We start from the raw sequence: 12,760 nt of genomic DNA, 5'->3' as shown, positions 1-12,760 counted from the left end.
CCATGCCCCACCACCGCCACCTCATCGTCGGCGGCGGGATGGTCGCCGACTCCGCTGCCCGCGGCATCCGCGAGCTCGACCCCGACGGCACGATCGGGATCATCAGCGAGGACGTCGACCGCCCGTACGCCCGTCCGGCCCTGTCCAAGAAGCTCTGGACGGATCCGGACTTCAGCTGGGACGAGAAGGTCGACCTGCACACCGAGGAGACCGGCGCCGAGTTCGTGCTCGGCACCAGGGTCGAGTCGATCGACCGCGCGGCGAAGACCGTGTCGACCGCCGACGGCCAGGTCGTCGGGTACGACCGGTTGCTCCTGGCCACCGGTGGCCACCCGCGGGACCTGCCCGGGCTCGAGCCGTCCGACCGGGTGCTCGGCTACCGCAGCGCCGCCGACTACCGCGCACTCCGTCGCCACGCCGACGCGGGTGCCTCGGTGGTCGTCGTGGGCGGCAGCTACATCGGGACCGAGATCGCCGCGGGGCTGGTACAGAACGGCGTCCGCGTGACGCTCGTCACCCCGGACGACGTGCTCGGCGGGCACGTGTTCCCCGCCGGCCTGGCGGCCGTCTTCCAGCAGCGCTTCGTCGACGCCGGCGTCGAAGTCCGCACCGGCCGCCGGGTCGAGTCGGGCGAGGAGACGGCGGACGGCGTCGTCCTGACGCTCGTCGACGGGTCGACGGTCACGGCCGACGTCGCCGTCGTCGGCCTGGGCATCGACCCGGCGACGCGCCTCGCCGAGGACGCCGGCCTCACCGTCGACGACGGCGTGCGCGTGTCCCGGACGCTCGGCACGGACGACCCCGCGGTGTTCGCCGCCGGGGACGTCGCGTCCTACCCGGACCGGCTGCTCGGCACGCGTCGTGTCGAGCACGTCGACAACGCGCAACAGCAGGGCCGGCAGGCCGGTCGCAACATGGCCGGTGCGGACGAGCCGTACGAGCACACGCCGATGTCGTACTCCAGCGTCTTCGACGTCCGGTACGAGGCCGTGGGCACCGTGTCCTCGTCCCTCCGCACCGTCGAGGACTGGGCGGAACCGCACGAGCGGGGCGTCGTGTACCACCTGGACGACGACGACCTGGTCACCGGCGTGCTGCTGTGGAACGTGCCCGGGAAGACCGACGAGGCGCGCAAGGTCCTCGCCGAGGCGCACACGCTGACGCCCGACCTGCTGCCGGGCACGATCAGCGCCGACTGACCGGCCCGCCGGCACCAGCGTCGGACGGGAGGCCCGTCACCGGTCCTGCGGGCCGGTGACGGGCCTCCCGTGCGGACGCGGTCAGAAGGGGCGGCGGTCGCCGCGCCGTTCCGGTGCGACGGTCTCGACGACCGCTTCCCGCTGTCCGGGATCGACCGGGACGCCGTCGCTGTCGGCCATCGCCACCGCGTGCGCCGACTTGGCCTCCTCGAGCTGCTCGTCGTCGCCCTTCGCCATGCCGCCGAGTTCCATGAAGCGCGACTTCACGACGAGCCACCGGTCGGTGAGGCTGAGGCGGTCGAGGTCCGAGGCCGTGGAGTCGTCGCGGACCCGCTGCAGCGAGGACACCCCGCGGTCCGGCAGCCGACCGTCGACGTGCGCGACGGCGAGCCGGGCGACGGCGTCGGCCTGGGCGTGCATCACCGAGTGGGCACCGCCGACGACCTCGCGGAGGACGGCGTACGGCAGGGCCCGCGCCAGCCGCCGGACCCAGGCGCGTGGCACGAGGGCGTCGTGCTCGCCGCGCACGATCAGGGTGTGGGCCCGGACCTCGGCGGCGCGCTCCTCGATCGGGTACGCGATCATCTCGGGCAGGACCTTCCGGAACCAGTGCCACCCGCAGAGCGCGTAGGCGGTGACCGCGTGCCAGCGGACCGCGGACGGCTCGTGCACGGAGGACCGGAGGAACCGCAGCGCGGCCTTCCGCAGCGACCGTGCCGCCGGGTCGAGGACCGGGCTGATGAGCACCACGTCGGAGATGTCCGGGCGCCGGGCGGCGAGCTCGGTGACGACCTGCGTCCCCATCGAGTGCCCGATCAGCACCGGGTCGTGCAGGCGGAGGTCGTCGATGACCGCTCCCACCGCGTCCGCGTACCGCTCGATCGAGACGCGCCCCCGGAAGCGCGGGACACCGGCGAAGCCGGGCAGGTCCAGCGCGTGCACCGGACCGTTCTCGTTGAGGTGCGGCGCGAGGCGCTCGTAGTAGGTGGAGGCGATGCCGAGGCCGGCCACCAGGACGAAGGCGCGCTCACCGGGTTCGCCGATCGAGCTGACGCGCACGTACGTGCCGTCGACCGCGATCCGGTCGACGCGCACCTCGACGTCGGCGTCGTCGGCCCGGGCGAGTTCGCCGGCCGGGTCCGGGGCGCCCGGCGGCACGGGCGTCCCCTGGTGGTGCTCGTCGTTCACAGGGGCTCCTCGCGGTCGCTGGCGGTCGCCCAGGCTACCGCGCGCGAGCGTCCCGGCGGGCGCTCCGCGCCGGTGCTCGCGTCCGCTGCGGCGATCCCGTCGGGTCAGCCCCCGAACGGGAAGGCGGGGCGACCGTGCACCCGCGTCGGCACCGCGAAGACGGAGCCCGAGTGCGGCGCCTCCGCGAGCTGCTCGTCGGTCAGGCCCTCGCGCGCGGTCCCCACGAGCAGGAGGGACATGTCGGTCCCGCCGAAGGCGACGGAGGTCACGTTCGGAGCCGGGATCTCGACCGTCTCCAGGTGCGTGCCGTCCGGGCCGTACCGCTCCACCCGGGACTCGCCGTAGATCGCACCCCAGAAGCAGCCCTCGTCGTCGCGGACCAGGCCGTCGTGCGCCGCCCCGTCGATGAACGGCGTGAGGTCGCCGAGCTCCCCGTCGGGGCCGTACGTGCCGCGGTACACCGTGTCCGTGTCGGTGTCGGTCACGTACATCTCGGAGCCGTCGTCGTTCCACTCCATGCCGTTCGTGGTGCCGAATCCGTCCCGCAGCACCCGGACCGTGCCGTCCGGCGAGAACGCGTACAGCGCTCCGGCCGGCGGTCCGTCCGTCGGGTCCATGCTGCCGACGAGGAACCGCCCGAACGGGTCGCACTTGCCCTCGTTGAAGCGCATCTCGTCGTTCGCGTGCCGCACGCCGGCGAGTTCGCGCTCCACGTGCCCGTCCCCGTCCGTCAGCACCACGGTGTCGTCCTGCGCGGCGACGAACCCACCCGTCGCCCGGGGTTGGAACGAGGGCAGCGGCGGGTCGAGCGACACCGTCCGCAGGACCCGACCGTCGGCGTCGGCGGTCGTCAGGGTGCCGTGCGGGATGTCCACCCAGCGGGCCACCTGCTGGCCGGGGTCCCACACGATGCTCTCGGCGAGGGTCGCCTGCACGTCGGAGAACACGCGGGCCGGTCCGGTGGTGGCGCTCGTCGTCATGCCGTCCGGTCTACCGGTCGCGCGGTGCCCGGCCGCTCAGCCCGCCGACCGTCCGTCCCGATCACGCGGGACGGACGGCGGCGGCGGTCACTGTTCGGGGGCGGTCCGGCGCAGGACGAGGAAGCGCGAGCCGTACGCGTCGATGCGCAGCGGGAAGCTGCACAGGTCGTCGACGGTGCCGAGCTCGCTGTGGTCCGTCGCGTCGACGACCGTCGCGCCGTGCGGGAGCGACTCCGACCGGATCGTGCCGTCGAGCGCCGTGTCGGTCATGTTGAGCACCGTGATCTGCACGATCGGTTCGCCCTGCTCGTCGGTCGACTCGAGCTCGTGGACCATCACGAGCATCCCGCGGTGCGCCACCTCGGGGACGTCGACCTGGCGGGCCGAGGCGATGCCGTACTCGGTGCGGACCCGGAGGAGTTCCCCGAGCCGGGACGCGAACGAGTCCGGGTGCTCGAGCTGCTCCGGCAGCGGACCGTACAGCGACCGGGCCAGGGGCATGCCGGAGGCGGAGCGCTCGGTGTCCGGGGCGACGCCGAGCAGGTCGTGTGCGCCGCGCTCGATCCACCGGGTGTCGCCCTCGGCGATCAGGTCCGTGACGAGCCCCTGCGGGAGCGTCAGCGACCCGAGCAGGTCCCACCCGGACAGCGCGAAGACGCCCGGCTGCCAGGCGTTGAACGCCGCCAGCAGCAGGTGGGCGTCGCGGATCTGCGGGACGTGCTCGTCGGTGATCGCGTCGAGGGAGGGGTGCCCCTGGGTCGCCGCGATGAGCGACGCCGTCGTGCAGGCGATGCCGTTCGTGGTGAACACGAGGTTGTAGTCGGCGGCCTCGCCCGTCAGCGCGTCCGTCAGGTCGGCCCGGATCCGCTCGGCGAGCGCGCCGCCGGTCGTCTCCTCGCCGTGGAACGTGTAGACGTCGTCCTTGTGCAGCGTCGCCCAGTGCACGAGCTCGTACGTGAGCTCGTCGTGGTTCTGCATGCCGTGCACCAGGCTGACCGGCTCCACGCCCAGCTCGAGCGAGGTGCGGAGGGTCAGGCGGAGGAACTCGGTGTCCCCGGTCGCGAGGGCGTGGTGGTACGCCGGCCGGTTGATGAAGTCGTACGACAGGTCGGCGCCGACGGCCCCGGTGTCGCGGATGTCCTCGATCGTCAGGTTGAGCTCCTGGAACGTGAAGCCGCCGACCTTCCGCACCATGCCCGCGATGACGTGGTTGGCCGCATGCGACAGCGGGTGGCCCTCGGACCAGCCCGGGGCGCCCTCCGCGCTCTTCTCGACGCCGAGGAACCCGTTCGCGTCGAGACGGAGCGCGCTCGTCCCGAGGTCGCCCAGGGAGTGCAGGGCGTCACCGATCACGAGCCGCATGCCGGCGAAGGTGGGGTCGAGCCAGTTGACCGACGGCTGCCCCTCCTTGAAGTAGTGCAGGTACACCCAGCGGCGGGTGACGCCGTCGACGCCGACGACCGGCGCGGTGACGCTCCAGTTCGTCTCCTTGACGCCCGGCTGGTGGAAGATCACGCGCTGCAGCTCGCCGATGATGTAGCCGCGCTCGGCGAGGGCGGACTCGGTGGCGGAGTCGAGGTTCACCGAGTCACGGTGCTCCGGCACGGTCGGGAGCAGGTGCCACTCCTCCGGCGGGATCTCGACCATGTGGTAGATGCCCGGGTAGTCCTTGAACGCCATCTCGGCCAGGCGGAAGTCCGCGCCCTTGCCGGTGTGTCCCGGGACGATGTCGTCGATGATGCTGCCACCGTGTTCCTCGGCGACGTCGGTCATCCGCTGGAACGTCTCCTCGTCCCCGAAGGTCGGGTCGATCTGCGTCCCGATCCGGTCGAAGTGGCCGTCGACACTCGGGGTCTCCTGCCATCCGCGGATGCCGCCCGCGCGCTTCACCGGACCGGTGTGCACACCGTTGATGCCGATGCGCTCGAACGCCGTCCAGAGCTCGGGGTCGGCGAGCGCCGTCAGGAACGACTCCCCCGGACGCGTGATGAGCGAGATCGGGTACGCGGTGAACCAGACGTCCGAGGTCGACACGGCGCGCCGGGCGTCGGGCCGGGCGTACGGGTTGCGCCACATGCTCGGGGAGCCGGACAGCTGACGACTCAGGACGTCGGCGTCCTTGAGCATCGACTGGCGGACGAGCCACTCGATGTAGGCCGGGTTCTCGCCGTTGGCCGCCCGCGGGTCCGAGAACCGGCGCTGCAGGCTGCCACCGCGCAGGTTGGCGCGCGGTCGGAGGCGGCGGGGTCGGGCCGGGTACAGCTGCTCGTCGTACGTGATCTCGGGGGTCGCGGGGGTCGTGTCCTCGTCGGGCACGTCCTCGTCGGTCACCCCCTCGGGGACCGTGTCGGCCGTGCCCGAGCCGCCCGCGGCCCGGTCGACCGGGAGCCGTGCGCCGGTGATGTGCTCGTCGGCGACCTGCTCGTCGATCCGGGGTGCCTCGTCGTCCATGTCCACGTCTCCCACGCTAGTCATGCCTGCCCGATGGCGGTCGCCGGTTGGGCGGGTCAGCCGGCCCGGTCCGGCTGCGGCGCCGCGGGGACGTCCCCGCTGTGCCGGCCCGCGACGTGCCCACCGCCCGTGTGCGTTGCCCCGCCCGTGTGCGTCCCGCCGGTCCGCGCGGTCGGGAGCGCGTCGCTGGTGCCGGTCCGCAGGGACTCCTGGCGGAGCTCGAGCTGCGTGACCGCGAGGGCCGCCAGGTCCCGGAGGTTCGCCATGTCGGCCTCGTCGGCCGTGCGGGGACGGGAGTCGAGCACCGCGAGCGTGCCCACGGTCGCGCCGTCGTGCCGGACGAGCGGCACGCTGACGTAGAACCGGATGCCGAGCGGCCCGGTGACGAGCGGACTGTTCCGCATCTCCGGGTGGGTCGATCCGTCCGGGATAACGACGGGCACCGGCACCGGGGCGAACCCGTTGCGGAAGGTGATGCTCCGCGCCGACTTGTCCACGCCGTCGGCGACGTACGACTGCGACCACTCCCGGTCCTCGTCGAGCACCTCGATGAGCGCGATCGGTGCGTCGAACAGGCGCGCCGCCATCGCGGTCGTGCGCTGGAGCGCCTCCTCGGGCAGGACGTCGAGCGTCGTCGGCCGCCCGTCGTCCCCGCCCGACCCCGAGGCGCCCGACCCCGAGCCACCCGTCACCGAGCCGGACGACGACACCGAGCCGGCCGACGCTGCGCCGGACGACGGCGCTGCGCCGGATGACGGCGCTGCGCCGGCGGAACCGCGACCGGCCGCGGGGTCCCCGGCGACGTCGGCCGGTTCGTCGCTCGCGGTGTCCGTGAGCACGACGTGGCGGAGCAGCGCGACGAGCTCGCCGCCGACCGGGCGCTCGGACGGGTCCTGCGCGGTCATCGCCGCGAGCGCCTGCTTCCAGTGCTCCGGCAGCGGTTCTGGGACCACCGGGTCGCGCGAGAGTCGTGCGAGCGCGGACTCGACGAGCGAGCCGGGGAACTCGCGCCGCCGGGTGAAGCACTGCAGGAGCACCAGCCCGAGCGAGTACACGTCGCTGGCCGGCCCGACGTCGCCACCGCGGGCCTGCTCCGGGCTGAGGTAGGCGGCCGTGCCCGTCGTGACGCCGTCCGCGGTGAGCCGCTCGACACCGGCCGCGAGCGCGATCCCGAAGTCGGTGAGCCGTGCCCGTGCCCGGTCGGAGCCGTTGCCGTAGTCGACGAGCAGGATGTTCGACGGCTTGATGTCCCGGTGGACGACGCCCTGCGCGTGGATGTAGTCGAGCGCCTCGGCCATGTCGTAGCCGATCTCGGCGATGTGCCGCGAGGCGAGCGGCCCGAGCGACAGCCGCTCCTCGAGGTCCTGGCCGTGCACGAGCGCCATCACGATGAACCGCTGCAGCGACCCGTTCTGGTCCTCCACGACACCGGCGTCGAGGAGGCTGACGAGGTTGTGGTGGTCGAGCGACGCCAGGACGCCCTGCTCGGCCTCCTGGCGTGCGATGTCGACGATGCCCGGATGGAAGAGCTTGACGGCGACCGGTCGGTCGAGACCCTCGTCCCACGCCCGGTGCACGACCGACATGCCGCCGCGGCCGATCACCTGCTCCAGGCGGTACCGGCCTGCCAGGAGCGGGGCGGCCTCCTGGTGTCCCTCCGTCGGAACCATGCTTCCTCGTCTTCGATGTGGGCGAGCCGCGACCTCGGGTCACGGGCACCGGCGACGCGCGACGTCACCGCGATGCATCATCGCATCGCGCGGGCCGCGGTGTCCGCGACCATCCCGTGCGCGCGGTCAGATCCGCGCGTACCGGGCACGGAAGAAGCTGTAGACGCCGAACGCCGCGAACCCGAGCCCGACCACGACGAGGACGACGGAGCCGCCGGGCATCGACCGCAGCGCGTCGAACGCCCCGTCGAGCCCGCTCGCCTGCTCGGGGTCGCTGCGGACCGCGGCCACGGCGACGAGCACGCCGACGATGACGACCGCGATCCCCTTCGCGACGTAGCCGAGGGTCGCGAGCACGGCCACCGGCCGACGGACGGACTGCGGTTGCGGGCGCAGGTGCTTCTTCCAGGACCCCCGCACGCCGATCACGACGAGCCCGACCCCGATGGCGACCGCGACCGCGGCGACGACGAACAGGAGCACGACGCCGCCCGGCGTCGCGAGCGCGGTGGCGGCGGCGCTCGTCGTCGACCCGGAGGAGCTCTTCCCGGCGCCGACTGCGTAGGAAGTGGCCGAGTACGCGACCACGCCGTACACGACGGCCTTGCCGACGTCCTTCGCCCGGTTCGCCCAGGCCCGCGCGTCGTCCGTGCGACCGCCGACGACGGCCTCGATGAGCAGTCGGACGGTCAGCGCCGCGGTGCCGATCGCGACGAGCCAGAGGAGCACGACGCCACCCGGGACCGAGGCCAGCTGCGCGAGGGCGCCGGACTGGTCGGTGTCACCGGACTCGGAGCCCTGCGCGCCGCTGCCGGCCGCGGCGTTCCCGATGCCGAGCAGCACCGCGAGGTACCCGATGAGCAGGTGCACGACCCCGCTGCCGACGAAGCCGGTACGGGCAGTCACCTCGAACCACCTGCTGTCGGCGGCGCGGCGCGCCTGTCGTCCGGTCTCGCGGGCGGCGTCCTGGGCTGCGTCGGTCACCCTGCGAGTCTGCCCCGGCGAGGCCGCCCTGTCCGGCCCTCCGCGGTCGCCGGGCCGGTCCGGAGCCGGACGGGAGGCCCGTTGTCGGCCCGTCACGGGCCTCCCGTCCGGCGCTCTGCGCGCGGGACGCGGGCGTGCGGTGCGCACACGGCCGCGACCTGGGTCCGGACCGGGGTACGCCCGGTCCTCGATGCGCGGAGCCGGTCGGGGCACGATGGGACCATGCCGGAACGGACACGAGACACACCCGACGCCACCGACAACGAGGAACGGACCGACGGGTACGTCCCGCTCCGGTCCTACGCGGCCATCGGTGACGGGCGGACCGTCGCGTTGATCGCGCGCGACGGGCGGATCGACTGGCTGCCGATCCCCGCGATGGACTCGCCGCCGGTCTTCGCGAGCATCGTCGACGCCGAGCACGGCGGGCACGTCGCCCTCCGCCCGGTGGACGACACCGCGTCGGTCACCCGCCGGTACCTCCCGGGCACGAACGTCCTCGAGACGACCTGGACGACCCGCGACGGGACGGCCACGGTGACCGACGCCATGGTGACCGGGGTCGCCGGTCGGCTGCCCTGGGCCGAGATCGGACGCTGCGTGCAGGGCGTCGCGGGGTCGGTCGAGATGGAGTGGGCGGTCGTCCCCGGCACGCTGTTGAACCAGGCGGAACCGAGGCGTCTGGACACCGCGAACGGTACCGTCGTCGGTGTCGACGGGGTCACCATCGCGATCGTCGAGCAGGGCTTCGAGCCGGTGCACGACGACGGACCGCGGTTCTCCGGCCGTTTCCACACGTCCGAGGGGTCGAAGTCGATCCTCGCCGTCGTCGGGACGTACGACGAACCGGTCTTCCTGCCCGAGGCGGAACGGAGCCTCGAGGGCGTCGACCGCACGATCGCGAACTGGTCGGCGTGGTCCGAGGAGTTCGACTACGACGGCCCGTGGGCCGACGCGGTGCACCGGAGCGCCCTCGCGTTGAAGCTGCTCATCTACTCGCCCACCGGTGCGATCGCGGCGGCACCGACCACGAGCCTCCCGGAAGACCGCACGGGCGACAAGAACTGGGACTACCGCTTCGCCTGGGTGCGCGACCTGGCCTACACGGTGCACGCGCTCACCCGCTTCGGCCTGCGCGAGGAGACCCATGCCGCGGTGTCGTGGGTGATGCGCACGATCGCCGAGCACGACGAGACGATGCCGATCTTCTACGGCCTGGACGGGTCGAAGACCGACGAGGTCGAGGAGCGCGACGTCCCCGGGTGGAACGGCATCGGGCCGGTCACGGTCGGCAACCGGGCCGGGAACCAGCTGCAGCTCGGCGTGTGGGGTGACGTCTTCGCGATCCTGCAGCAGTACGTGCGGGCCGGGAACGTCCTCGACCGGAAGACCGCGTCGGTGCTGCAGGACCTGGCCGACGACGCGTGCCACCGCTGGGTCGAACCGGACTCGGGCATGTGGGAGCTCGAGGACACGCAGCACTACGTGACGAGCAAGATCGGCGCGTGGCAGGCGCTCGACGCCGCGGTCGACCTGCACGACGCCGGCATGATCGACGGCCCGCGTGACAAGTGGATCGAGAACCGCGAGCTCATCGAGTCCTGGGTGGCCGAGCACGGGTGGGACGAGGAGCGCGGCCACTACGTGATGTACCCGGGCAGCGACGCACTCGACACGTCGATCCTCATCCACGCGATGTCGGGCTTCGACCGGGGCCCGCGCATGCAGGCGACGGTCCGCGCGATCGAGGAGCAGCTGCAGCGCGGCCCGCTCGTGTACCGCTACTCCGGCATGGAGGACGAGGAGTCGCCGTTCGTCGCCTGCTCGTTCTGGCTCGTGGCGGCGCTCGCCTGCACGGGGCGGTTCGACGACGCCCGGGCGCTCATGGAGGACGTCGTCGACCAGGCGAACGACGTCGGGCTGTTCAGCGAGATGATCAGCGAGGACGGGGCGTTCATGGGCAACCTCCCGCAGGGGCTGTCCCACCTGGCGCTCATCCAGGCGGCGCTGACGATCGAGGAGATGGCGGCGGAGCAGGCCTGACCGGCGGCCGGTGGTGCCGGCTGCGCCAACAGGCCGGCCGGACCCGCTGCTCCGATCGGACCGGGTGCGCCGGGTGCGCCGGCTGCGCCGGCGCTCAGCCGAGCGTGATCGCGACGAGCCCGCCGATCCCGAGCACGTAGAGCACGACGACGAGGAACGAGTCCACGCCCATCCCGATCACCCTGCGCTGCGGGCGGAACACGAGCCCGACCGCGTAGACGAGCGTCAGCAGTGCCGCGAGTGCCGTGAGGTACACGTCGCTGGCGTTCGCCTGCGGGAGCACCGCCTTGCCGGAGAGCACGGTGGCCACGAGGAAGAGCACGGGCAGGAACGCGTTCCCGCCGAAGATGTCGGAGACCGCCAGGTTGTCGTCGCCCTGCCTGACCGCTTGGAGGCCCGTGGAGATCTCCGGCAGGCTCGTCGCCAGGGCCAGGACGGTCGCGCCGAACAGCACGCCGGACAGCCCGATCTGGCTCGAGGCCGCGTCGCCGGCCCGCTCGAGCACGACACCGGCGACGAGGGTCGCGAGCGCCGAGACCGTGAACACGACCACGGCCTTCCGGGTGCTCATCGGCGGGGTGTCCGGCTTGCGGGTCCGGTGGCCGGACGCGTGCGGGCTGGCGTCCGGGGCGTGACCGCTCTCGTGCCACGGGAGCCCCTTGCCGGCGCGCTGCACGAGGAAGAGCCCGGCGACCCAGATGAGGGCGATGAGCACGACGTCGGGGGTGAGCCGTGCGACGACGAGGTCCGGCGGCAGCTGGCTCCCGGCGATCACGACGGCGAGGACGGCCACGACGACGAGCGCCTCGAGCACGAGGGTCAGTGACGCCGCGCGGTAGGTGATCGGCTTGACGCCCCTCCCGCGCTTGCCGAACGCGTCGAGCACGGCGATGACGACCGTCTGGATCGCGATGCCACCGAGGATGTTGCCGGCGGCCACCTCGAGCGACCCGGAGAGCCCGGCGCTGACGGTGATGGCGATCTCGGGCAGGTTCGTCGCGACGGCCAGGACGATGAGTCCGCCGAGCGCGCTGCCGAGGTGCAGCCGCGCGTCGAGCACGTCGGTGGTCTTCGACAGTTGGATGCCGGCGACCCAGATGACGGCCGCACCGGCGACGAAGACGACCACGAGCAACCAGAGGGGCAGGGATTCCACCTCTGCGACCTTGGACCGCGGTGCCCGTCTTGTCCGTCTCCCGCGCCCATCGGCTCCCCCGGTGCCGCGCGTCGTCGTGGTCCACGGGCGGCGGCTGAGGGTCGCGGTCGGTGGTGGGGCGCATCATGGTCCGACGATGAACGACGTCGATGCCCGGATGGACCGCCTGCGGAAGGCCGCGCGGTACCGCTACCAGCAGCTCGTGGACGCCGAGGTCGAGCGGGGCACGCTCGACCCGGACGAGGTCCGTGCCGAGCGCGAGGAGCGGCGGCTGCTCAAGGCCGCCGACGTCGCCGCGCACGCGCGGGCCCAGATCGCGGAGGCCGAACGGCGCGGCGTGTTCGAGGGCAACCCGTACCACGGCAAGCCGCTGCCCGGGCTCGGCGACCAGCACGACCCGAACTGGTGGATCAAGGCGAAGATCGAGCGCGAGGACATCCGCGGCATCGCCCCACCCGCCCTGTCGCTGCGCACCGAGGACGCCGAGCTCGACGACCACCTCGACGCACTGTCGGCAGAGTCCGACGTGCGGGACGTCCTGGTGGACTTCAATGCCAGGGTGAAGGAGGCGCGCCGCCAGTTGCTCGGCGGACCGCCCGTGGTGACCCCGATGCGCGACGTCGAGGCCGAGGTCCAGGCCTGGAAGGACCGCCGGGAGGCCCGGTTCGCGGCCGACGCGGTCGCTGCGGCCGCGCGCGCCGCGGAGAGCCGACCGTCCCGTTGGTGGCGCCGGCGGCGCGGCTGACGAGGCGCGCGCCTTCAGGCCTGCGCCGGAGGCGCCGCGTCACGCGCGAGGCACCGCGTCGCGCCCGAGGCGCCGCGTTGTGCCCGAGGCGCCGCTGGGAACTGTGCCGTCTCGCGGGTTCGGCGGCGTCCCGGGGGTGACGGGGGTGTCTTCGTGGGGTTCCGGGACGCGGGAACGCCGTCCCGCGGGTGCGGGACGGCGTTCTGGTGGTGGTGCTGTGCGTCCGGGAGACGCGGGTGTTACTTGATCTGGGCGGTGATGGTGGCGGTGCCGACGAGGAGGCCGCGCTTGACGGCGTCCGTCTTGAAGGTCTGGTTCAGCAGGTCCGCGGCGTCCTGGGAGAT

General features: G+C 73.0%; 9 protein-coding genes. 3 read left to right on the top strand and 6 right to left on the bottom strand.

The window, feature by feature from the left end; all coding sequences use genetic code 11:
- Positions 1–2: 2 nt before the first annotated feature.
- The gene (locus tag DEI91_RS15135; RefSeq protein WP_111053090.1) at positions 3–1,199 is read left to right on the top strand and encodes an NAD(P)/FAD-dependent oxidoreductase; all 1,197 of its coding nucleotides are present in this window, start codon (positions 3–5) and stop codon (positions 1,197–1,199) included.
- Positions 1,200–1,280: 81 nt separating this feature from the next.
- On the opposite strand, the gene DEI91_RS15130 is transcribed toward DEI91_RS15135, so the two are convergent.
- The 5 genes from DEI91_RS15130 to DEI91_RS16060 all read right to left on the bottom strand — a co-directional run bounded on the left by DEI91_RS15130 (position 1,281) and on the right by DEI91_RS16060 (position 8,472).
- Positions 1,281–2,387 (bottom strand): alpha/beta fold hydrolase, encoded by a 1,107-nt coding sequence (locus DEI91_RS15130; protein WP_258374459.1) that lies wholly within the window; start codon positions 2,385–2,387, stop codon positions 1,281–1,283.
- A 104-nt stretch (positions 2,388–2,491) separates the two neighbouring features.
- Positions 2,492–3,367, bottom strand: coding sequence for an SMP-30/gluconolactonase/LRE family protein (locus tag DEI91_RS15125; RefSeq protein ID WP_111053089.1), 876 nt, complete (start codon positions 3,365–3,367; stop codon positions 2,492–2,494).
- 87 nt (positions 3,368–3,454) lie between these two features.
- Positions 3,455–5,818: a maltose alpha-D-glucosyltransferase gene (treS, locus tag DEI91_RS15120; protein WP_111053088.1), complete on the bottom strand. Its 2,364-nt coding sequence runs from the start codon at positions 5,816–5,818 to the stop codon at positions 3,455–3,457.
- Positions 5,819–5,874: 56 nt separating this feature from the next.
- Positions 5,875–7,488: a GAF domain-containing serine/threonine-protein kinase gene (locus DEI91_RS15115; RefSeq protein WP_111053087.1), complete on the bottom strand. Its 1,614-nt coding sequence runs from the start codon at positions 7,486–7,488 to the stop codon at positions 5,875–5,877.
- Positions 7,489–7,614: 126 nt separating this feature from the next.
- Positions 7,615–8,472: a DUF1206 domain-containing protein gene (locus tag DEI91_RS16060; RefSeq protein WP_181439642.1), complete on the bottom strand. Its 858-nt coding sequence runs from the start codon at positions 8,470–8,472 to the stop codon at positions 7,615–7,617.
- A gap of 222 nt (positions 8,473–8,694) precedes the next feature.
- Here DEI91_RS16060 and DEI91_RS15100 point away from each other — a divergent pair, with 222 nt between their 5' ends.
- Positions 8,695–10,515, top strand: coding sequence for a glycoside hydrolase family 15 protein (locus tag DEI91_RS15100; RefSeq protein ID WP_111053086.1), 1,821 nt, complete (start codon positions 8,695–8,697; stop codon positions 10,513–10,515).
- A gap of 94 nt (positions 10,516–10,609) precedes the next feature.
- On the opposite strand, the gene DEI91_RS15095 is transcribed toward DEI91_RS15100, so the two are convergent.
- Positions 10,610–11,671 carry a sodium:calcium antiporter gene (locus DEI91_RS15095; protein WP_111053085.1) on the bottom strand — a complete coding sequence of 354 codons (1,062 nt, stop codon included), beginning with the start codon at positions 11,669–11,671 and terminating at the stop codon, positions 10,610–10,612.
- A 136-nt stretch (positions 11,672–11,807) separates the two neighbouring features.
- On the opposite strand from DEI91_RS15095, the gene DEI91_RS15090 reads away from it, so the two are divergent.
- Complete coding sequence (locus DEI91_RS15090; protein WP_111053084.1) at positions 11,808–12,416, top strand: DUF1992 domain-containing protein; 609 nt, start codon at positions 11,808–11,810, stop codon at positions 12,414–12,416.
- Positions 12,417–12,760 lie beyond the last annotated feature (344 nt).

The organism is Curtobacterium sp. MCBD17_032, assembly GCF_003234855.1.
GTDB lineage: Bacteria > Actinomycetota > Actinomycetes > Actinomycetales > Microbacteriaceae > Curtobacterium.
Note: the sequence above shows the minus strand (reverse complement) of the source record. Positions and strands in the feature narration are given on the sequence as shown.